This window comes from Mycobacterium sp. TY815 (assembly GCF_030755135.1).
Classification (GTDB): domain Bacteria; phylum Actinomycetota; class Actinomycetes; order Mycobacteriales; family Mycobacteriaceae; genus Mycobacterium.
Genome location: NZ_JAUFRX010000004.1, coordinates 1 through 20099, shown reverse-complemented (window position 1 = coordinate 20099; position 20099 = coordinate 1). Strand labels below are relative to the sequence as shown.

At 68.0% G+C, this 20099-nt stretch carries 25 protein-coding genes; 20 read left to right on the top strand and 5 right to left on the bottom strand.

Annotated elements, in window-relative coordinates:
* Window positions 1–275: 275 nt before the first annotated feature.
* From QXK92_RS30025 to QXK92_RS30015, 3 genes are all read left to right on the top strand, one after another.
* Window positions 276–815 (top strand): hypothetical protein, encoded by a 540-nt coding sequence (locus tag QXK92_RS30025; RefSeq protein WP_306248071.1) that lies wholly within the window; start codon window positions 276–278, stop codon window positions 813–815.
* A 398-nt stretch (window positions 816–1213) separates the two neighbouring features.
* Window positions 1214–1543: a hypothetical protein gene (locus tag QXK92_RS30020; RefSeq protein ID WP_205878836.1), complete on the top strand. Its 330-nt coding sequence runs from the start codon at window positions 1214–1216 to the stop codon at window positions 1541–1543.
* A 497-nt stretch (window positions 1544–2040) separates the two neighbouring features.
* A complete protein-coding gene (locus QXK92_RS30015; protein WP_205878837.1) occupies window positions 2041–2415 on the top strand; it encodes a hypothetical protein in 375 nt (124 codons plus the stop codon).
* Window positions 2416–2486: 71 nt separating this feature from the next.
* Here QXK92_RS30015 and QXK92_RS30010 read toward each other — a convergent pair whose 3' ends face one another.
* Window positions 2487–3695, bottom strand: a complete 1209-nt coding sequence (locus tag QXK92_RS30010) for an IS110 family transposase (protein ID WP_306240110.1) — start codon at window positions 3693–3695, stop codon at window positions 2487–2489.
* Window positions 3696–3943: 248 nt separating this feature from the next.
* Between QXK92_RS30010 and QXK92_RS30005 the strand changes: the two genes are divergently transcribed.
* From QXK92_RS30005 to QXK92_RS29975, 7 genes are all read left to right on the top strand, one after another.
* Entirely contained in the window at window positions 3944–4390 is a 447-nt protein-coding gene (locus QXK92_RS30005) for a hypothetical protein (RefSeq protein ID WP_306248064.1), read from the top strand.
* Between the two features lie 261 nt (window positions 4391–4651).
* The gene (locus QXK92_RS30000) at window positions 4652–5206 is read left to right on the top strand and encodes a hypothetical protein (RefSeq protein WP_205878839.1); all 555 of its coding nucleotides are present in this window, start codon (window positions 4652–4654) and stop codon (window positions 5204–5206) included.
* 363 nt (window positions 5207–5569) lie between these two features.
* Window positions 5570–6541 (top strand): DUF4192 domain-containing protein, encoded by a 972-nt coding sequence (locus QXK92_RS29995; protein WP_205878840.1) that lies wholly within the window; start codon window positions 5570–5572, stop codon window positions 6539–6541.
* Window positions 6542–6876: 335 nt separating this feature from the next.
* Window positions 6877–7845, top strand: coding sequence for a DUF4192 domain-containing protein (locus tag QXK92_RS29990; protein WP_306248061.1), 969 nt, complete (start codon window positions 6877–6879; stop codon window positions 7843–7845).
* A 436-nt stretch (window positions 7846–8281) separates the two neighbouring features.
* Complete coding sequence (locus QXK92_RS29985) at window positions 8282–9262, top strand: DUF3560 domain-containing protein (RefSeq protein ID WP_205878842.1); 981 nt, start codon at window positions 8282–8284, stop codon at window positions 9260–9262.
* A 389-nt stretch (window positions 9263–9651) separates the two neighbouring features.
* On the top strand, window positions 9652–9927 hold the full coding sequence (locus QXK92_RS29980; RefSeq protein ID WP_205878843.1) for a hypothetical protein: 276 nt from the start codon (window positions 9652–9654) through the stop codon (window positions 9925–9927).
* Between the two features lie 76 nt (window positions 9928–10003).
* Window positions 10004–10246 (top strand): hypothetical protein, encoded by a 243-nt coding sequence (locus QXK92_RS29975; protein WP_205878844.1) that lies wholly within the window; start codon window positions 10004–10006, stop codon window positions 10244–10246.
* A 321-nt stretch (window positions 10247–10567) separates the two neighbouring features.
* Here the strand turns inward: QXK92_RS29975 and QXK92_RS29970 are convergent, their stop codons facing one another.
* Entirely contained in the window at window positions 10568–10708 is a 141-nt protein-coding gene (locus QXK92_RS29970; protein ID WP_205878845.1) for a hypothetical protein, read from the bottom strand.
* Here QXK92_RS29970 and QXK92_RS29965 point away from each other — a divergent pair.
* The 9 genes from QXK92_RS29965 (at window position 10707) to QXK92_RS29925 (ending at window position 17621) form a co-directional block, all read left to right on the top strand.
* On the top strand, window positions 10707–11909 hold the full coding sequence (locus tag QXK92_RS29965; RefSeq protein WP_241011297.1) for a hypothetical protein: 1203 nt from the start codon (window positions 10707–10709) through the stop codon (window positions 11907–11909). The two genes, QXK92_RS29970 and QXK92_RS29965, sit on opposite strands and share 2 nt — an antisense overlap.
* A gap of 421 nt (window positions 11910–12330) precedes the next feature.
* The gene (locus QXK92_RS29960; protein ID WP_306248052.1) at window positions 12331–13389 is read left to right on the top strand and encodes a DUF932 domain-containing protein; all 1059 of its coding nucleotides are present in this window, start codon (window positions 12331–12333) and stop codon (window positions 13387–13389) included.
* A gap of 319 nt (window positions 13390–13708) precedes the next feature.
* The gene (locus QXK92_RS29955) at window positions 13709–14119 is read left to right on the top strand and encodes a hypothetical protein (protein WP_306248050.1); all 411 of its coding nucleotides are present in this window, start codon (window positions 13709–13711) and stop codon (window positions 14117–14119) included.
* 86 nt (window positions 14120–14205) lie between these two features.
* Window positions 14206–14670: a hypothetical protein gene (locus QXK92_RS29950; protein WP_205878846.1), complete on the top strand. Its 465-nt coding sequence runs from the start codon at window positions 14206–14208 to the stop codon at window positions 14668–14670.
* A gap of 32 nt (window positions 14671–14702) precedes the next feature.
* Window positions 14703–15068 (top strand): hypothetical protein, encoded by a 366-nt coding sequence (locus tag QXK92_RS29945; RefSeq protein WP_306248048.1) that lies wholly within the window; start codon window positions 14703–14705, stop codon window positions 15066–15068.
* Window positions 15069–15513: 445 nt separating this feature from the next.
* Entirely contained in the window at window positions 15514–15921 is a 408-nt protein-coding gene (locus QXK92_RS29940) for a hypothetical protein (RefSeq protein WP_306248046.1), read from the top strand.
* A 584-nt stretch (window positions 15922–16505) separates the two neighbouring features.
* Entirely contained in the window at window positions 16506–16988 is a 483-nt protein-coding gene (locus QXK92_RS29935) for a hypothetical protein (RefSeq protein ID WP_205878849.1), read from the top strand.
* Between the two features lie 77 nt (window positions 16989–17065).
* Entirely contained in the window at window positions 17066–17392 is a 327-nt protein-coding gene (locus QXK92_RS29930) for a hypothetical protein (protein ID WP_205878850.1), read from the top strand.
* Between the two features lie 55 nt (window positions 17393–17447).
* Window positions 17448–17621, top strand: coding sequence for a hypothetical protein (locus tag QXK92_RS29925; protein WP_205878851.1), 174 nt, complete (start codon window positions 17448–17450; stop codon window positions 17619–17621).
* Window positions 17622–17734: 113 nt separating this feature from the next.
* Here QXK92_RS29925 and QXK92_RS29920 read toward each other — a convergent pair whose 3' ends face one another.
* From QXK92_RS29920 to QXK92_RS29910, 3 genes are all read right to left on the bottom strand, one after another.
* A complete protein-coding gene (locus tag QXK92_RS29920) occupies window positions 17735–18079 on the bottom strand; it encodes a hypothetical protein (RefSeq protein ID WP_306248043.1) in 345 nt (114 codons plus the stop codon).
* A gap of 263 nt (window positions 18080–18342) precedes the next feature.
* A complete protein-coding gene (locus tag QXK92_RS29915; RefSeq protein WP_205878853.1) occupies window positions 18343–18816 on the bottom strand; it encodes a hypothetical protein in 474 nt (157 codons plus the stop codon).
* A gap of 130 nt (window positions 18817–18946) precedes the next feature.
* Window positions 18947–19402 (bottom strand): hypothetical protein, encoded by a 456-nt coding sequence (locus QXK92_RS29910; protein WP_306248367.1) that lies wholly within the window; start codon window positions 19400–19402, stop codon window positions 18947–18949.
* Between the two features lie 374 nt (window positions 19403–19776).
* On the opposite strand from QXK92_RS29910, the gene QXK92_RS29905 reads away from it, so the two are divergent.
* The coding region (locus QXK92_RS29905; protein WP_306248040.1) for a relaxase domain-containing protein at window positions 19777–20099 on the top strand (323 nt) is incomplete at its 3' end.

Genomic DNA, 20099 nt, shown 5'->3' with positions numbered 1-20099 from the left:
TATGAGCGGCGAGGGCACCGCCGCTGTCAACCCACGCCCGGCCAGGCTCGCCCGTTCTGCGCCCCGGGCGGGGCCCGGGGCTGCGCCCGTGCGGCGCCGGCGGATCTGCGACCCTACGCACGCTCGCCCCAGGGCGCACGCGCCCGGGCTCGCCGGGCCGCACATCCCGCCTCCTGCTGCCGCCGAGCTCTGCGGGGTTGACAGCGCCACCTCACCGCTCCCCCGCACCTGCGCGCCGACCGGCGCACCCAACACACACAGAACGGAGAGCACCCATGACGAAATCCGCCGCACCCCTGCACGTAACGCCGGCCGCAGTCATCACCCACAGCATCGTCTCGATCAACGGGGAGGTGGACCCCGACGTCACGGTCCAGCACGCTCGCACACCGGATGCGCGCATCGCGACGACCATCGGCGGCGTACACATGAGCCTCTACAACTGCCAGACCGCCCAGGGCTTACTGGAGGCCTTCGCCGCCACCCGCGGCCAGATGATGCACCTGCCCCGCGAAATCCCGGTCAGCCCCGCACCTGCCGAGCGGCCCGCCGGGCGGGCGATGATGTCCATCGAGTGGACCCGTCCGCCGGCTTACGCCGTCCTCGCGCACGAGGCGCTCAACAAGCTCAAAACCGGGACCGTCCACTGGGTCGAGCTCTACACCGGCCCGATCACCTGGCAACTGCGCGACCGCGCCGCCCTGCTGTCGCTGATCGAGGCATTGAAGCGCGTCCACCATGTCGCAATCGCCGTCTTCGCCGACGGCGAGCAATACCAGGCGGACCCGAGCGAGCTGGGCTACCCCGCGGCCTAAAGCCGCAAGTGCCCCGGGGGCCCGGCCGCTTCCCTTTCGCGGAGCCGGCCGGGCCCCCTTTTTCTTCCAAGGCCCCGTCGCGCCCGGCCGGTGTAAGCCAGCCGGCCCGAGATCCCCAGCGCCACAGAGACGTTCGCCGGGCAGCGGGTGCCCACGATAACCGGGCGGGGACGCGGCCGCTCAACCCACGCCGCAACCGGGTCCCGCCGTACCGGGTGACTGTTTTCGGCCCTGCCAATCGGCACGCCCAAGGCGCTGCGCGCCGGGCGGGCCGCGGGCCGAAAACCCGGCGACACCCCGCTGCGGACTCTGCGGGGTTGACCCGCCGCCCGCCCGGCGCGCCTGCACCCAGCGCCGACCGGCGCACACCGCACCCCACAGGAAACGGAGACCCCACCATGACCATCACCGCCGCCACCTGGGCCACCACCAGCCACCCCGACGAGGCCCAGTCCCTACCCCACTTCGACCGGCCCGACGCCGATCCCACTGAACTCGACTGTGACATCGACGAACTCGCGGTTGCGCAAGTTGCCTGCGACGGGCTGAGGCTGCGACTGCGCGGAGCCGAGCGGGACGAGGCGATCCGCCGCATGCACGGCCGCGTCGCGACGGAATTGATCGCCTGGCGGCTCTACACCACCAAACGCACCGTCAACCGCGTCGCAGCACGACTGGGCCTGACACAACACCGCTGCGGTGAAGACCTCACGACAGCGGAACGCTGATCCAGTCCCAAGGCGCGCAGGCTGCGGCTGGTCCCTCCCCGCGGGGCCGGCTGCAGCCTCGTGCATGCCCCTGGCTGCTGCACGCGCCGTTGCCCACCTCCCGGTGGGCATCAAATCCGCAGCCCCTCACCTGTTTTGCAGTCAGCGCGGTGCTCAGTATGACCGGCGGGATGAAGGCCGCCGTCAACCTGCGCCGGGCGCGGGCTCGCCCGTGCTGCGCTACAGCCGCCCAGGGGCGGCTCCCGCTGCGCCCGTGCGGCTTCGGCGGCATTTGCGGCCCCACCCGAGCTCGCCCAAGGCGCTGCGCGCCGGACGAGCGAGGCCGAAATCCGCCTTCTGCCTCTGCGCCGGGCTCAGTTGACCGCGCCGCCCCGCCGGTCCCCCACACACCCGTGCGCTGACCGCGCGAATGCGACACAGCCACAACGGAATCGGAAAAGGCCACGAGGCCACCAGGCCAGTCAGCGGCAACCGGCACAACCGAAAGGGACAAGACCATGACCATCATCGAGCGCAAGACCCTAGCCACCATCGACGGCTTCGCCCTTCAGGCACGACTGCTACCCGATCCCGACGCAAGCCCCCACGCCTGCCTTGGCTACTACGACAGCGAAGCTGTGGTGGCCTGGCACCGCGGCCACTGGCGCTACGTCACCACCGAAGTCGCCGCCAGCAAGGCCGGCATCGTCTTGGGCGCGGCATCGCTGTCGGGCTGCGAGTACGGCTCGTTTCCTGTCGACGGTGAGTACCAGCGCCTATCCCCGTTGGACGGAGACGACGACGACTTCGCCAACGGCTACGGCCCAGACCTAATAGCGCAAGCGATCTCAGAAGCCAAGGCCACCCTGGCGCAGCTTCACGCACATCCATGAGCACGCCCAGGACATCTCAAGGCGCGGCGTCACCGAACCCATTAGCACCGAAAGGACTCTCAATGAAGAAGTCAAGCCGCCGATTCAGTGATGGGTGGTGAGTCGGGTTGCCAGGTGCGGTTGTCGCGGATGAGTGCGTAGAAGACGTTGGTGCGGCGTCGGGCCAGGCAGATTGTGGCCGGGATCGCTCGTTTGCCTTCGTCTCTCTTGCGCCGGTAGTAGGCCTTGGAGTCGGGGTCGCAGCGGATCGCGGTCAGTGCGGACATGTACATGACGCGGCGGAGTCGACGGCTGTAGCGCTTGGGGGTGTGCAGTCGTCCGGTGCGTTTTCCGGAGTCTTTGGATACCGGGGCCAGTCCGGCCCAGGCGGCGAGTTGGTCGGCCGATCCGATCAGCGCGGGATCGCCTACGGCGGCGAGGAATTCTGCACCGAGCCGAAAGCCCATGCCGGGCAGGCTGGTGATCACCTCAGCGAGCGGATGGCGGCGAAATCGGCCCTCGATGTCGGTATCGGTGGTCTTGATGCGGTCATCGAGGGCGATCACCCCCTGGGCCAATTCGGCGACCAGGGCGGCAGCGACCTCTTCGCCGGGCAGGCGCACCGTCTGAGACTTGGCGGCGGTGACCGCCGCCGCAGCGATCGCGGCTGCGTTGCGGACCCCGGCATCGGCCAGTATCCGGGTCAGCCGCGAAAGCCCCTTCTGACGAATCACTTTCGGTCTTTGATAGCGCGAGAGCAGCACCACCCACCCGCGATCCTGGGTGATCTGAGCGGCCCGCTCCAAGGCCGGGCACACCGCGATGAGTTGCTGGCGCAGCCGGTTGATGGTGCGGGTGCGGTCGGCCACCAGATCCGCACGATGGGCGGTGAGCATGCGCAGTTCGGTGATCAGGTCGTCGTCAGGATGCAGGATCGGCAGATCAGCACCACGCATCCGCGATTGGTCGGCGATCACCCGGGCGTCCTTGGCGTCGGTCTTGGCTTCGCCGCCGCGGTAGGTCACCGAGGCTTGCCAGACCGCACGGCCGGCGAGGTAGCGCACCGACTTGCCGGCGTCAGCCAGCACCGTCAACAGCAGGCTGGCGTACACCGTGGTCAAATCCACCGTCCAGGCCACCTGTCCGGCCACCCCTTCGATCTCGGCGATCAGCTCGCGAATCGATTGCTCATCGTTGGCGAGCTTGCGCGAGAGCACCACGGCGCCCTTATCGTCGACCACGCACACCCAATGGTGTTCCTTGCCGACATCCACACCAGCCCACAACTGGCTCGCCGCCATCGAACCTCCTCTTCGCTTGTTGCCCAACATGATCCCCACGGACGACCCCGCCAGCATGTCCTTAAACAAGCGATCACATCGCAGATCTCAATCAGCGGCCAGAGAAGTCCAAGCAGACCGGGCGGCCAGTCCTTTCAAGCCGCACCCACGGGCCGACAACAACATGACAGCCTCACCCGGCCCACCCGGGTCACAGCACAACGTAACAACACGAAGTAACTGCAACTACGAACTTAAGGACAAACACGATGACACACCAGCACATTCAGCCCAATGCAGGCCGCGATCCCTTCGCCGGACACCGCGTCGCGGTCTACAAGAACCTCCACAAGCAGGCGTGGTCGCTGCGGGCACTCGATGGCCCCCACAAAGGGCGCGTCGTCGCCCACGCCCCCGCGGTCGGCCTCACTCGCTGCCACATGCACATCAACGAGCGGATCCGGCTGCGCATCGCTACCGGTGCCGCCCGCGAAGTGCACGCCTGGATCGTCGGCACCCTCGCCGAGGTCGAACTGGCCCAGCCCCAACGGATCTCCTACCGGCCACACGAACGCGGCACCTTCATCATCGCCGCCACCGGGCAACCGATCTGGACTGCCGACGCCGTCCTGTTCACCGACGCCGCCTACATCGAGACCGCCGAGGAGCACCGCATCCCCTCACCATCTCACCAGTCGGCGGGGCGCCCAGCATGACCGGCGGGGCTGCTGTCGCCGTCAACCGCGGCCGCCGCGGGCCCTCGCCCGTTCTCGCTGCGCTCGCCCGTGCGTCACCGGCGGCATGTGCCGCCCCACCGCGACTCGCCCAGGGGCGCTGACGCGCCCGGCTCGCCGCAGCGACACATCCGCCTCCCGCGCCCCCGTCGGCTCAGTTGACCGCGCCGCCCCGCCGGTCCCCGCTCCCCCAGCGCCGACCGGCGCCCACCAAGCAACACCACACAGAACGGAGAACACGTCATGGGCCAATACTTCACACCCACCTTCCTCAGCAGCGACGGCCGCATCGTCGCCGCACTGGACCCCGCGGACTACGGTTCGGGCCACAAGCTCTACGGCCACACCCGCGCCGACACCCCGCTCATGGCCGCCGTGCAGACGCTCTTAAGTCTCGACGGTGGCCTGCGGCTGGCCTGGGCCGGCGACTACGCCGACAACGAACCAGGCGCGGACACCAACCTCTTTTTCCTCATCGAGGACAAGCACTTCGTGCGCTTCGAGGGCCTGGTATGCGACGACGTCGACCCGAACCGGGCGATGCCGGCTACCAGCCTGGGGACGGCCGGGTACCTGTGCAACCTCGACAAGCAGCAATACATCGCCGACGACGCTCTGCGAACCGACGTCGATGGCCACCGCCGCACCCCGCTGCCACTGCTCACCGCCGAGTACGGCGACGCCGACGCTGATGCTGCACGACGCGCCTACGGCGGCTGGGTGCGCGACCGGATCTGCTACACCCAGACGACACCCCCAGCCGGCTGGGCAGCGGTACCCGCCGGCAGCGACGGGTAGCTGCGCGGGCGCGACTCTGCCCGGCCCGCTCCCGGTGGGCCGGGCAGCTCCGGTGTTCTGTCGCAAATGAGCGCACACCCCGCGCCCCGCTGTTACGGTGCCGCCGCGCAAACCGCAGCCGCTCACCATTTTTCCAGTCAGCGGGTCGCCCAGAGTACTTCGGGATGGGCCGCAGTCAACCCGCTGCACGCAGACCGTGCGGGCGGCGGAAGACATTTGCCGCCCTATCAGCTCGCTGACGCTCGCGGGCGACAAATCCGCCCGCACCGGCCCGCCGCGGGTTGACAACACGCCCCATCCCTCAGTGACCGCGACCCCGCGCTGACCGGCGCACCACTCAGTAGCCAGAACGGGAGAAACGCCATGTCTTACAACGATCTTCGCACCCCCGCCGACCTGCTCGCCGCCTGCCCGGCCCTGCTCAAATATGTGCCGACCAACAGCATGGTCGTCTACCTGGTACAGCGGGCGCCCAACGGCGGCATCCGCGTACGAGACGTGGTGTGCTTCGACATCACCATCACCACCAGCCAAGCCGCCAACTTCCCCACCATCTGCGCCTTGCGCTCCGATCGCTACGACGCCGCCATCCTTCTGGCGATCTGCGAGCAACGCCACGACATCCACGCCAGACACATCCTCGACACAGTCCGAGAGGCGCTGCAACGCAACGGGGTCGGGGTGCTGCGCCGGATCTACGCACGAGACGTGACCACACCCGGGCACTGGCTGGACGCCGACACCGGCGATCACGGCGACACCTACCCCTACACCGACTCGCTGCACTCCGCCCGGCTCGTGCACTCCGGAACACCGATCCACCGCACCCGCAACGACATCGCCGCCGCCTTCGAGCATCTTCCGCCCGCACCGCCCGTCGCAGTCGCCGACCACGCCAACCTCGTCCTTGACACCTTCGATGACATCACCGACATCCTGCTGGGAGGCCCCCACACCGACCCCACCCTGGCCACCCGCGCCGGCATCGTCATCACCGGCCACCCCGCCCTGCGCGACGCCATGATCGGCCTGGCGATCGACCAGCCGCTCGCCGCCGCGGACCTGTGGACCCACATCGGCCGGCGCCTACGAGGCCAACCCCGCGCCGAAGCCCTCACCATCGCCGCCGCCAGCCTGTGCCTGCAGGGCAACACCGTCCACGCAACGCTCGCACTCCAAGCCGCCTTCGCTGAAGCCCAAGCCACCCACACTCCCGACCCCGACCTGGCGGTCGCGCTCGACAGCAAGCTCACCGAAGGCCTCGGACCCACCGAAATCCGTGCCGCCATCACCGCAGCATTCGCCCGCCGCGGCGACGGTCCGCCCCAACCGTGACCATCCATGCCCTGGCCGCTCGGCAATCCCGGGCGGCTGGGGCCACGTCCCCCCTTTTTCGTCCGGCTCCCGATCCGAAACCCGCAGCCCCTCAACCTTTTTGCAGTCAGCGGGGCACCCATCGTACTTCGGGGCTGGTCGCAGTCAACCCTGCCAGGGGCGCGCGGCGGGCGGCGGAGGACATTTGCCGCCCTATCAGCTCGCTGACGCTCGCGGGCGACAAATCCGCCCGCCCCTGGCCCCCTCCCGAGGGTTGACAACACGACCAATCCCTCAGTGACCGCACCCCAGCGCCGATCGGCGCACCACAACCAGTCACAGAACGGAGAAACATCATGTCTCAGATCAGCCTTCGCACCCCCGCCGACCTGCTGGCCGCCGCGCCCTGCCTTCTCGGATTCATCCCCACCAACAGCCTGGTGATCTACCTCTACCAGCGCACCGAAGGCGGCACCATCGGCATCTACTGCGCCATGCGACTGGACCTCACCGCCACGATTGAGCAGATTGCCCAGCTGCCCACCCACGACGTGCTCTCCGATGGCGTCGTCGCCGCCACCGTCATAGCGATCTGCGACCACCACGACGACGATCACGTCTCCTCACTCATGGATGCGGTCCGCGATGTGTTGCAGGCCAGCGGCATTCGCGTTCTGCACCGTCTCTACACCCGCAACGTGACCGAAGCCGGCCAATGGCTCGACATCGACACCGGCAACTACGGCCAGACCTACCCCTACACCGATGGCCAGGCCACCGCCGAATTCGTGTTGAACGAAGGCAAGCAGATCCGCAGCAGCCGCCAGGACATCACCGCGGACTTCGGGTACCTACCGGCTGCACCACAGATCGACATTGCCGACCACGACGAACTCGCCGCCAACGCCCAAGCCGAAATCGCGGCAATCCTGCAGGGCGCGACACCCATCACCAGCCCCACCCTGGCCGCCCGCGCCGGCATCGCCATCACCGGGCACCCCGCCGTGCGTGACGCCATGATCGGGCTTGCTGTCGACCACCCCGCGTCCGCGGCCGACCTATGGACCCACATCAGCCGGCGGCTGCGTGGGCGCCCCCGCGCCGAGGCACTCACCGTCGCAGCGGCATGCCTGTGCCTCGACCGTGACACCATCCGCGCCGGTATCGCGGTCCAAGCCGCTCTCGCCGAAGCCGAGTCCACCGGCACCCCGCGGCCCGGTCTGGCCAACCTACTGGAAGTCGCCCTGAACTCCGGTATCAACCCGGCCAAGATCCGCGACGTGCTCATCACCTCCACCGCCGGCCAACCCCGCCGCGCCCACTAAACCGGCGCCGAACCCGGGCCCGGCCAGCTCTCCACCACGGAGGGCTGGCCGGGCCCCCTTTTTCTTCCCGCCCTATCCAGGCCAGCGACCGCACACCGGGGCGGGGCATGGCTCGTAGCGCACGAAATACAGGACCCCTCAACATTTTTTGCAGTCAGCGGGGTGCCAAGTTTGACCGGCGCGGCTGATGCCGCCGTCAACCGCGGCCGCCGCGGGCCCTCGCCCGTTCTCGCTGCGCTCGCCCGTGCGCCACCGGCGGCATGTGTCGGCCCTACCCAGGCTCGCCCCAAGGCGCCGCGCGCCGGGCTCACCGGGGCCGCACATCCGCCTCCCGTGCCCCCATCGCGCCCAGTTGACGGCGCCGCCCCGCCGGTCCCGCACACACCCAGCGCCGACCGGCGCACACCAACAACACCACAGAACGGAGATCACCCCAGTGTCCGTACAGATCACCCACAGCGCCGCAGAAGGCACCCTCGTCCACGGCACCAACCGCGGCGACGGCACCAACACCATCCTCAAAGCCGCGGGATTCCGCTGGTTCCGCACCCTTGGCCTGTGGGGCATCGCCCACAGCCGCGACCGCCAACCCAACCGCCACAAGATCACCGCCGCCGCCCAAGCACTGCGCGAGGCCGGCCACACCGTCACCCTCGACATCGACGACACACACCGTCCCGCCGCGCAAGCCGAGGCTGATCGCGCCGAGCGCCAAGCCCACCGCGTCGAGGTCCTCAACGACAAAGCCGACCGCCGCGCCCAGGACGCCCACGCGGCGTGGGAGGCCGAACAACGCGCCATGGACGCCCTGCCCCCCGGCGGTGAACCCATCAAGATCGGCCACCACAGCGAACGGCGCCACCGCAACGCCATCGCACGCTCCAACCAAGCCACACGGCGTGCCATCGACGCCACCGATGCCGCCGACACCGCCGCCGCCCGCGCTGCCGCGGCAACACAAACCACCGCCCAGCGCTACGCACCGATCACCGTCAAGAACCGCATCGACAAACTCGAAGCCGAACAACGCGCCGACCAGCGCCAACTCGACGGACACCGCCGCGTCATCGCACGCACCGCAACCGTCGAGTACGCCGACGAATTCCCGCCGGCCACCGGATCTCACCGCGAGCAGATCATCGCCCGCATGGCCCAGCGCGCAGACGGCATCACCTACTGGAAGAACATCTACGCCACCCAGCAGGCCCAGGGAATCGCCAACACCTACAGCCGGGACACCATCGCCAAAGGCGACCTCATCCAATACCTCAACAGCTGGTACACCGTCCTCCGCGTCAACACCAAATCCGTATCAATCCGGCTGCACGACAACGCATCCTGGACCGACACCGTCGCCTACCACAAGATCACCGACCACCGACCCGTGAGGCACACCCCCGCCACCACCGATCAGTAGCTACACTCGCGGGCCCGGCCAGCTCACCAACTCCCCGCGCTGGCCGGGTCCCCCTTTTTCTTCCGCCCTCTCCGAGGCCGGCTGGTCCGCGCACGGCGCCGGCCGGCCCCGCCCCCACGGCCGCGAAATCCAGAGCCGCTCACCTTCTATGCCGTCAGCAAGGGGCGCAGCCTAATCGGCCGGGGACCCGAGCTGTCAACCCACGCCCGGGGTCGGCGCCGACGGCGGAGGACATTTCCGGCCCCTCACGCTCGCTGCCGCTCGCCGCGGCCGAAAATCCGTCGCCGCCGACCCTCAGGCTCTTCGGGGTTGACAGCCCACCCTCACCCGATTAACCCCGCCGGCGCGCTGCCCGGCGCACCACTCAGCACACAGAACGGAACACACCCATGACCACCCACGACCTCACTGAAGACGACTTCTACACCGAGCAAGCCATGCTCATCGACGAACACCGCATCAAGCTCACCGGCGCGCTCAACAGAGCACTGGCCGCACTTCACGACGCCAGCATCAGCCTGGCCGAACTCTCCAGCAACCACGTCTACGACGCCGAATTCGCCGACACTCACCACGGCCGCGACGTCGCCGCCTTCATCGACGACAGCCAACGCTTCACCCGCGCCGCATGCGCCATCACCCACATCATCACCGAGCGCGGATAACCCGCCGACGCCGGCCGGGCCAGCCAACCCCGGTCGGTCACGACTCCCTGCACACCCACCCTCGAAAGGAAAGCCGTTGCCTACCTACATCACTCGCATCGAAACCTACATGAACCCGAAGCTCGACAGCCTCACCGGCGCCGACTATCGCCGCATGTGCCGCTACCTTTCCTCGACCGGCGAACTGGTCCTCACCCGCGAGATCCGCGAACCAGTCGCCTCCAAATACGAATTCGACGACCAAGGCCGCCTGATGTTCGCCAACCTCACCGCCACAGACATCAGGGGCCAACTCGACCGCATCACCGGCCGGCGCTAACCCACTACCCGCGCCAGGCCCGCACACCAGCCGCCCTATCCGGTCCCGGCCAGCACCAGCGACGAACACGGTCTGGCCGGGGCCCCCCATTTTCTTCCGCATCCATCCCCGGCGCACCCATGAGCGCCGGGATGCGGCCGCCCAGGCGGCCCTGAAATCCGTAGCCCCTCAGCTTTTTTGCAGTCAGCGGGTGCCAAGTATGACCGGCGGGGCCAATGCCGCCGTCAACCGCGGTCGCCGCGGGCCCTCGCCCGTTCTCGCTGCGCTCGCCCGTGCGCCGCCGGCGGCATGTGTCGGCCCTACCCAGGCTCGCCCAAGGCGCTACGCGCCGGGCTCACCGGGCTGCACATCCGCCTCCCGGCCCCCCATCGCGCCGAGTTGACCGCGCCGCCCGCCGGTCCTGCGCACACCCAGCGCCGACCGGCGCGCAACGCCGAACTCACAGAACGAGGACACCGCCATGGACACCACCTACCTCGATAGCCAAATCCTCACCACCCACAGCCCCGGGGGCGGCGGCCGACCACCGAGTGTGGTCGCCAGCTTCGGGCTGGGACTGGACTCCTCGGCCATGCTCGTCCGCTGGCTCACCGACCCCGACTCGCGTGACTTCGAGGTCGAGGATCTCGTCGTCGTGACGGCCATGACCGGTCACGAGTGGACCTCTACGGTCGAGGCGGTCGAGCGTCATGTCCTGCCCCTGTTTCGCCGACACCGCGTGCGCTACCTCCAGGTCGCACGCTCACAACGCAGGACAACACGAGCAGGCGGGGGCGTCGTGGTCCTCAATGACTCCCGCTGCACCGGGCAGCTCTTCGCAGCCGGGCACTACACCCTCGGTGATGAAATGCTCTCCGCCGGAACCCTTCCCCAACTCGGCGGGATCCGCGCCTGCTCCATGCACTCCAAGGGTGACGCCCTCGACCCGGTCATCGCCCGCATCACCAGCGGGCGCCCCTACAGGCACGCCATCGGCTACGAGGCCAACGAAGCCGGCCGCTCGACCAAGGACCGCGGTTACAACACCGCGACCAGGACTGGCTGGTATCCGCTACAAGAGTGGGGCTGGAACCGCGAAGACTGCCAAGACTTCCTGCTCGCCGAAATCGGTGCCAGCATTCCCAAATCGGCCTGCAGCTTCTGCCCGTTCAGCATGGCCACCGAAACCGGGCGGGCCCACCAGATCCGCCGCTTCCGCGCCGAGCCCGACCGCGCCGCCGAAGCGCTCTTTCTGGAATTCGTTGCCCGCAGCCTCAACCCCGCCCAAACGCTCATCTCGGGCAGTAGCGCCGCCGACATGGTGGCCCGCGCCGGCCTCGACGACGTGGTGACACGCTTCCAAACCCGCCTGCAACGATCACCCTGGGCTCTCTACGAGGTCCGCCGGCTGCAGCGGCGCGGCCCAGCCGGTGGACGGGGGATCACAGCGCGCTCGATCCGCACGATCGCCACCGGCACCCGGGCACAGATGGCCGCACAACTGGCCCGCGAGCCGGGGCAGCGGGTGCGTGGCGTCGACGGGGTGATCCGCCACGTCCTGAAAGACCGCAGCGTGCACGGCGTTGACCACCTCATCGTCGCAGCCCCCCTGGGCCCGGTCGACAAACAACGCCCCGGCTTCGAACAATGGTGGCACGAGGCAGTCGGCGACGCCCTGTTCTGACGCGGCCACACATCTGGCCGGCCATCTCCCGCGCGCGCCGGTGCCCACTCTTCTTCCTGCACCGCACCGCACCCATGCCCCATGGCGGCAAACGGCCGCCTGGCGGCGGCCGAAATCCGTAGCCCCTCACCATTTATCCAGTCAGCGGGGTGCCAAGTATGACCGGCGGGGCAAATGCCGCCGTCAACCGCGGCCGCCGCGGGCCCTCGCCCGTTCTCGCTGCGCTCGCCCGTGCGCCGCCGGCGGCATGTGCCCGGCCCTACCCAGGCTCGCCCAAGGCGCTACGCGCCGGGCTCACCGGGCCGCACATCCGCCTCCCGGCCCCCGCCAGGCCCAGTTGACTGCGCCGCCCCGCCGGTCCCGCACACACCCAGCGCCGACCGGCGCACACCAAACACCTTCCACCGAAAGGGAAGACATCATGGCACACGAACTCGACATCACCACCGACGCCAACGGCATCGCCCACGTCAGCTTCGCCAACTCACGCTCTGACCACTGGCACCGACTCGGACAGTCCGTCGGCCACGCCATGACGGCCCACGAAGCCCTCCAAGCCGCCCACCTCGCCGGCTGGGACGTCCGCAAGATGGCATTACAGGTCCCCCAGGAACCCGTCATCGACCCCACCGGCGTCACCACCCCGGCACCCCTGGCCGTGCCCGACTATTACGCCACCGTGCGCACCAACCCCATCAACGGCCGCCTCGACGTCCTCGGGGTGGTCGGCTCCAAATACGAGCCCGTCCAAAACGAAGCCTCCTGCGACCTGCTTGACGCCCTGGTCGATGCCTCCGGGGCGCACTTCGAAACCGCAGGTGCCCTGCGCGGGGGCCGCGAAACGTTCATGACGATGAAACTGCCCAACACCATCGTGTTCGACGGCCGCGACGGAACCCAGGACCGCACCGACCTCTACCTTGCAGCCCTGAACTCCCACGACGGGTCCTCAAGGTTCACCTTCTTGGTCACACCCGTGCGCATCGTGTGCAAGAACACCCAATCGGCCGCTCTGCGCAATGCCAAAGCCAGCTGGGGGATCCGCCACACCGGAGGGGCACGCGCCGCCATCCAAGAGGCACGCAACGCCCTGAAACTGACCTGGCGTTACATCGAAGCGTTCGAAGCCGAAGCCGCCGAACTCTACGCGCGCCCGATGGACACCGACGAAGTTCGCCGATTCGCCAACACCCTGCTCGAGGTCGACTCCGCCACCAGCGCCGCCACCGCCCGTCACCGCAGCGAACGCGCCAACGGCATCGTCAAACTGTGGACCTCCTCCCCGACGATCACACCCATCGCCGGCACCCGGTGGGCCGCCTACAACGCGGTCACCGAATACCTCGACCACCACGTACCCGTGCGCGGCGCCAGAACCTCAACCGCCGCCAGCCAAACCCGCGCCCTGCGCAGCATCGCCTCGGCCGCCAGCCCGCAATCGCTGAAGGCCCAAGCATTCCGGCTGCTGCAAACGCTGTAGCTCACACCGATGGGCCCGGCCAGCTCTCCACCACGGAGGGTTGGCCGGGCCCCCTTTTTGGTCCTTTCACACCCACCGCCGCGAGCGCGGCGGATACGGCCGCGGCGCGGCCGTGACAACCCGTAGCCGCTCACCTCTTTGCCGTCAGCAAGGGGCCGCAGCCTAATCGGCCGGGGGCCCGAGCGGTCAACCCACGTCCGGTGCTGGTGCCGGCGGCACAGGACATTTTCGGCCATATCAGCTCGCTGGCGCTCGCGGGCCGAAAATCCGCCGACACCACCACCGGACTCTTCGGGGTTGACAGCCCACCCTCGACCGATTGACCGCGACCCCAGCGCTGACCGGCGCGAACAAACACAACCCGGAAGGAACCACCATGCCCAACCTGCACACCACCGTGTACCTCAACGAATCACCCGACCGCCACTGGGGCATCACCATCCACCAGCCCCTACCCGCCGAGCTGCGCCAGGCCGCCAGCTTCGAGCTGGAGATCGCCGAGCACGTCCTCGCCCACGAACTTTCCAACGCCGCATTGGAAGTCGTGTTCGAACAACTCAACATCGACGAGCCCGACCAGGACTGGGCTTTGCGCTACCGCCTGGCCGGCCATCGCAGCCTCTCGGTCGGTGACGTGGTCGTCGTCGGCGAAACCGCTTGGCTCTGCGAGTCGGTCGGCTGGAACCGCCTCACCACCGACGAACTCTGCGCCGCACCCACTGCGCGCTGAGCACACCCGGCCCGGGCGGGCGCCCCCACACGGCACCCCGCCCGGGCCTACCACCAACTACTCACACCTGAATGGAGCACACCACCATGAGCGCATTCGCCCTCTCCCACGAACACATCCACGTCCTGCTCTGGGCCGCAGACAAATTCCGCGGGATCTACACCAACCTCACCTGGTACTACGACAACCCCTCACGCATCGGCCAACTCAGATGCGACAACTTCGACGAAACCGGGCAGATGCTGGTCGACACCAACATCGCCGCCGCCAACCACGGGCGGTCCCCCGCCCGGGCGCCGGAGCCCCCATCTGAATACCGCTACCAGCGCCCGCAGCACACCACCTGGTCGATCATCGAAATCCTCAGCGCTCTCGAATGCTTCGTCTACCAATGCGCCGATCTGGCTGACTGGGAAACCAGCGAAGCCAACGCGTTCTGCCGAGTCCTCCAAGACACCCTCATACGGGCCCTTCCCCGCTACAACGACGGACCCTGGGCCATCACCCGCGCCAGCGTGCCTCTGACCGTCGCACCCGCCCACGACCTGTGACCACCACAAAACGACACCGAAAGGGCAACCCCATGCCGCAACTCGACCTCACCGCCATCCCGCACACCCATCAAGACTCCGCCCCACACAGCGGCTGGTTCCGACACCGCAGCGGCGTCTACATCAGCCCGCTTGCACTGGCCAAACACCGCATGGCCGGCGAGCCACCCACCACGTTCACCTACCACTGGTGGCGACACGGCGGATGGTACGTCGTCGAAACCACCTGGCCCAACGGCGGATGCGGATGCGTCTCGCGCAACTTCATCGATAAGAAATGGCGAATCGCATGTGACCCTCGCACTTTCGCTGAACAACCCACATTCCGCGACCGCGACCTCGCCGCCCGCGGTGAATGGCTCTTTGTCCAATCCCTCGTCCAGGCAACGCCATGGTGAGATCCGCAACATAATCCAGGCCCGGCCAGCACACCCACCACGGGGGCTGGCCGGGCCCCCTTTTCTCCGCCCTCCGCAACCCGGGCCGATGGCCGGCCGGGTGCGTTGTCACCCGCGCGGCGCAAACGCGAAATCTGCAAACCGCTCATCTTCTATGCCGTCAGCGGGGATGGCCAGTGTGACCGGCGGGGACTGCTGTCGCCGTCAACCCGGGCCCGCGGGGCCAGCTCGCCCGTTCTCGCTGCGCTCGCCCGTGCGGCGCCAGCGGCATTCGCCGCCCTATCCCGGGCTCGCCCCGCGGCGCTGCGCGCCGGGCTCGCCGGGGCGGTCAAATCCGCCTCCTGCTGACCCCCGGGCCGGGGTGGACCGCGCCAACCCGCCGGTCCCGCGCACCCCACGCCGACCGGCGCACAACTGAACTCTCAGAACGGAGAACAACACCACCATGTCCAACCACATCGAATGGGGCACCGCCGCCGGCGCTCTCTACACCGTGCACACCCGCGAGAACGGCATCGAGCACCTACGGCCCGACGACGAAGACGACCTGACCTCCCCCTACATCCTCGGACTGTGGAACGGCAACGGAGACGGCCTCGCTCTGCAGGGAACCCGCCGCGAAATCCTGCACTACCTGCGGCTGGTAATCGCCCGCGTCGAACGTGAAACCGACCCCCGGACCGAACTCGATCAAACCCTCACTCGCCTCAACACGCTGCGCCAACAACGCGCCGCCCACTTCGAATGCATCAACCCCCACAACGCACGCGAAATCCTCCGCCTCGCCGCCGACGAAACGCTCCTGCTGCACGACGTCGCCGGCGCCGCCCAACGCCTGGTCGACGAACTGTGACCACCAGCCGGAAAGGAAAGCCCATGTCAACCGTGCGCACACTCGCCCGCCGACTCATCAGGCAGGGCCACACTCAAGCGCTTATCAGTCGCGAACAAGCCCAAGCATGGGCCGGCCGCCACCTCAGCGACGACGACCTAGGACGACTCCGCGGCTGCATCCCCCACTCGTCGATCCCCGACGCTATCGGCGCCATCATTGGCAGCTGGTAACCCACCCGCCCGGCCCGGCCCGCGCATCGTCGAGGGCCGGGCCGGGTCCTTCACCAACCCACACCGGTCCGCACCGCGCCGCACGGCGGCGCGGACACGGCCGCCTGGGCGGCCGTCAAATCCGTAGCCCCTCACCCCTATTGCCGTCAGCGGGTCGCCAAGCGTACTTCGGGATCGGCCGCAGTCAACCCTCCCAGGGGCGCGGTGCGGGCGGCGGAGGACATTTGCCGCCCTATCAGCTCGCTGACGCTCGCGGGCGACAAATCCGCCCGCCCCGCGCCCCCTCCCGGGTTGACAACACGACCAATCCCTCAGTGAACGCTCCCCAGCGCTGACCGGCGCACCACTCAGCACACAGAACGGGAGAACACCATGGACCACGACTTCGAACTCGCTTTCAACCTCTGCGACGAGGCCGCCGGCCGCATCCAAGACCAGCAGTACGGAATCACCCGCATCCTGGCCCACAACCATGGACCGATCGTGTTGTCCACCGTCCACCAGTACACCCGCGAGAGCGGGCACCACCTGATCCTCCTCGCCCACGACCACCACGGAGATCTCATGGCCGCCGTCGAAGTCGCCGCAGCCCACCTGGACGACACCCCCAACGTCTTCATCACGAAAGTCCGTGCCGGCGAACTGATCTTCCACGCCGACCCACACCACCAGTGGACCTACCGGGCCACCCGCGGCACCGACATCTACACCCTCACCGCCCTCATCCCCCACGAGGCCGACGACCCCATGTGGACCACCCAGTTCAACGACGCCGACGTCATCGACTGGGACGACCTCGACGAGGCCCTCGACGCCCTGCTCACCGCCCCCACTCGCACCGCCGGCGCCGCCTAACCAACCCATCCGCCAGGCCAGGTCCGCACACCCGCGGGCCTGGCCTTCTTTTCACCCCAATCACGAAAGGAGTCACCATGTCAGACATCGACTACGCACTGGCCTACGACTTCATCGACCCCTCCGACGGCATCGCCCGCCAGCTGCGCTTCGAACGAAACTGGGCGCCTCCCGGTGACCGCCGGATTTTCGACGGAACCGGCCAACTCGTCGCCGTCGTCGCCGAGTACGGCCACCCCCGCAACGGCGACACCCTGCCCATCAGCAGGCCAGACGTCCAACTCAGCGACGTCAACAACGCCATCAACGGATGGGAAACCTGGGCAGCCATCACCGACACCACCTACAACCTCGCCCCCATCACCCGCCGCATCAACAGCGCCGGCCTGGGATACCACCCATGACCGGCAGGCCGGCACCCGTCAGCGAGCACGGCCAACCTCTCCGGAAGGAACATTCATGATCATCGAAGGCACCATCACTCGCCGCATCGACAACCGCAACGTGGAGATCCCTTTCCTCATCGACACCCTCACCGGCACCTACACCCAATGGGGTCACACGACGATGACCCTCGGCGAAAACGTCGAGCTGCTCGAAAGCCTGCGTAACGCCGCCTGCGACCTCACCTAAACCGAGGCAATCACACGGGCCTACCGGCCTCCCAACACCGGGGCCGGTAGGCCCCTTTTTTCTTCCGGCTGCCGCCACTCTTCCGGGCCCGAAAAATGCTGCCACCCTGCCGATTACCACAGAGTCGGGTCAGCCGAACCCAGCAGCGCCGCCTGCACCGCCTCGCCGTCCCACCCGCCGCGCACCGCCTCCCGCAACGCCACCGCCCGGGCCCGGCGGGCTTTCACGCCGTGATCACCGCGGCGCACCGCCACCCGGCCACCACCGCGGCCCGCGCGGGCCATCATCATCATGTTGTCGCGCTGCGAACCACCGACGATGTGCAACAAACCCCTCTCACCGGGCGGACTCACCCGCACGCACGCCGGATTGTCACAACCGTGCAGTGCCCGCACCCACGGTTCCAACGCCTTTCCGCCCAGCGCGGACGCCAGCGCATAACGATTGGCTCGCACCATGATCCGCGCACCCCCGCGACGCACCCAAAACCGACCATAACCATCAGCACCGATCGCCGAGCACCAGATAGCGCAATCCTCGGCGCCAGGACCCCGCACGACGTTGGCCTCAAAGCGGCTCAACTCCTCAGCGTGCACCATCGGATCCACGACCAAACGTAGCGGTTGCGAAACCCCCATAACTCCCTTCGCTTTCGATGCCCTAGCGTCCCGCGCCTCGTCTGCGGTGCATCATCGCCTGACCCGCCGACACCCCCAAGCGGCTACGGCTGCGCCGAGACGGCCGGCCGGGAACTCTCTGTCGGATCGACGGCCGCGACCACCGGCGCCTGGGATTGAGCATTCGAGCGCACAATCGTCAGCTGCGGCGCACCCGCCGGGCCCGCTGCATCCTCGGGGCCCGTCTCCGCCTCCCGAACCAACTCCCGCACAGTCTTTTCCGCGATTGCGGCCATGCGGGCGATTTCGCTCACCGGCACGCCGCGATCACGCATCGATTTCAGCGCCTGCCCGCACGCGAGGCGCTGCGCACTGCGCCTTTGCGCAGCTTGCTTGACCAGCGTTGCCTGGCGCTCAGAAAACCACTCATCAACCGCTTCGACTCGTTCGCGAGCAGAGAAGTACGTCGCCAGATCCGCAGTATTGGCCTGCATTCGCTTTCTCAGCTCATCCTGCGCTTCCCTTGCCGCCTCACGCGCTGCTCTGCGTGCCGCCTTCGTCACTGTGCCCGATGCCATGGCTCCCACGCTAAGCCCCGCAGTCGCCCTATGCCGCAATGGAACCGAAAAACTCTGCGCCAATCCGCCCAGCCGCCACCAGCCGGGCTCCGCGGACTCCCAGTCGGGCGCGCGCTCCCCGCGCGGCCTGCTACGGCATTTCCGGCCGGTACCACTTCACTCCGACGTCGAGCTCGCGCACGTCAACCCCGGCAGTGGTGACCATCTCCTGCTCCGTGACGAAAAACCCGGCGCCCACCGGGTCCCCGGTATACCAAAAATGCCACCGCGCCACCGCGCCACGATCCGCTGCGATCGCATCCAGCCGCGACAAAATCACCTCAATCGACAGCGACGCATGACCATCACGCAGATCCCGCGCCACCAGGTCAACACCATCAAGCTCAACAATCAGCTGGTCCCCGACCACGCGCACCGGGCCACGGCTCACCTCAACGCCGGCATCATCCATCGCCGTCAACGCCTTGGACACCAACTCCTCAACCCACTGCTCGGCCTGATCCTCCGGCGCAAAATCACCATCCAAGTACACCCCCCGGTGCCAAAGCGCCTCACCCCACTCGCCGAAAACCTGATGGGCCCGCATCTCGTCCAAACCCGTTGCCCTCCTTAAGCGCTTCTCGGCCAACCGCTAACGCCGGAATCTTCCATCCTGCCCCCGGCCGCGGGCGGCACTCGGCCAGGCCCCCCACCTGCAGTCCCGCCTACGCGAGCACAGCGCCACCCGCCCGCCCTGTGACGACTGGCCACACCCTTCGCTCCTGCATCACCCCACCAGCCAGCCGACACTTAGGGCACCCTAACTACCCTCATGCAGAACCGACAACCGCCATCACACCTAGTGCACATAGGTAACGAATCGGTAACGGCCCCCGGTGGAGGCATGCCGAGTTTGAGTCCGATGTTGCGCGGGACGGGGGGGCCGCCCTTAGTTTTCCGGCAAGGGGTGATGACGCGGTGATGAGTCTGCACAAGCTGACGGCCGGCGACGGGTACATGTACCTGATCCGGCAGGTCGCCGCCGCCGATGCCAGCGAACGTGGCCGCGGATCTCTCAGCGACTACTACACCGACAAAGGCGAGTCCGCCGGAGTGTGGATGGGCAGCGGCCTTGCCGCGCTGGGCACGCCGATCTCGCGCGACACCGACGACGAGAACATCCGCCGCCACTGGCACGTCGAGCACGGTTCGACCGTCACTGAAGAGCAAATGAAGGCCCTTTTCGGGGAAGGTTTACACCCCAATGCCGATCAGATCACCGAGTACATCCTCGGCGGTAAAGG

Excerpts from the sequence above, each read along its gene's own strand:
- QXK92_RS29990 (WP_306248061.1), top strand. The coding sequence starts at position 6,877 with ATGTCTCAGATCAGCCTTCGCACCCCCGCCGACCTGCTGGCCGCCGCG.
- QXK92_RS30020 (WP_205878836.1), top strand. The coding sequence starts at position 1,214 with ATGACCATCACCGCCGCCACCTGGGCCACCACCAGCCACCCCGACGAG.
- QXK92_RS29950 (WP_205878846.1), top strand. The coding sequence starts at position 14,206 with ATGAGCGCATTCGCCCTCTCCCACGAACACATCCACGTCCTGCTCTGG.
- QXK92_RS30010 (WP_306240110.1), bottom strand. The coding sequence starts at position 3,695 with ATGGCGGCGAGCCAGTTGTGGGCTGGTGTGGATGTCGGCAAGGAACAC.
- QXK92_RS29935 (WP_205878849.1), top strand. The coding sequence starts at position 16,506 with ATGGACCACGACTTCGAACTCGCTTTCAACCTCTGCGACGAGGCCGCC.
- QXK92_RS30000 (WP_205878839.1), top strand. The coding sequence starts at position 4,652 with ATGGGCCAATACTTCACACCCACCTTCCTCAGCAGCGACGGCCGCATC.
- QXK92_RS29970 (WP_205878845.1), bottom strand. The coding sequence starts at position 10,708 with ATGGCGGTGTCCTCGTTCTGTGAGTTCGGCGTTGCGCGCCGGTCGGCG.
- QXK92_RS30015 (WP_205878837.1), top strand. The coding sequence starts at position 2,041 with ATGACCATCATCGAGCGCAAGACCCTAGCCACCATCGACGGCTTCGCC.
- QXK92_RS29995 (WP_205878840.1), top strand. The coding sequence starts at position 5,570 with ATGTCTTACAACGATCTTCGCACCCCCGCCGACCTGCTCGCCGCCTGC.
- QXK92_RS29940 (WP_306248046.1), top strand. The coding sequence starts at position 15,514 with ATGTCCAACCACATCGAATGGGGCACCGCCGCCGGCGCTCTCTACACC.
- QXK92_RS29960 (WP_306248052.1), top strand. The coding sequence starts at position 12,331 with ATGGCACACGAACTCGACATCACCACCGACGCCAACGGCATCGCCCAC.
- QXK92_RS29980 (WP_205878843.1), top strand. The coding sequence starts at position 9,652 with ATGACCACCCACGACCTCACTGAAGACGACTTCTACACCGAGCAAGCC.
- QXK92_RS29910 (WP_306248367.1), bottom strand. The coding sequence starts at position 19,402 with ATGCGGGCCCATCAGGTTTTCGGCGAGTGGGGTGAGGCGCTTTGGCAC.
- QXK92_RS29930 (WP_205878850.1), top strand. The coding sequence starts at position 17,066 with ATGTCAGACATCGACTACGCACTGGCCTACGACTTCATCGACCCCTCC.
- QXK92_RS29925 (WP_205878851.1), top strand. The coding sequence starts at position 17,448 with ATGATCATCGAAGGCACCATCACTCGCCGCATCGACAACCGCAACGTG.
- QXK92_RS29915 (WP_205878853.1), bottom strand. The coding sequence starts at position 18,816 with ATGGCATCGGGCACAGTGACGAAGGCGGCACGCAGAGCAGCGCGTGAG.
- QXK92_RS30005 (WP_306248064.1), top strand. The coding sequence starts at position 3,944 with ATGACACACCAGCACATTCAGCCCAATGCAGGCCGCGATCCCTTCGCC.
- QXK92_RS29920 (WP_306248043.1), bottom strand. The coding sequence starts at position 18,079 with ATGGTGCGAGCCAATCGTTATGCGCTGGCGTCCGCGCTGGGCGGAAAG.
- QXK92_RS29965 (WP_241011297.1), top strand. The coding sequence starts at position 10,707 with ATGGACACCACCTACCTCGATAGCCAAATCCTCACCACCCACAGCCCC.
- QXK92_RS29945 (WP_306248048.1), top strand. The coding sequence starts at position 14,703 with ATGCCGCAACTCGACCTCACCGCCATCCCGCACACCCATCAAGACTCC.
- QXK92_RS30025 (WP_306248071.1), top strand. The coding sequence starts at position 276 with ATGACGAAATCCGCCGCACCCCTGCACGTAACGCCGGCCGCAGTCATC.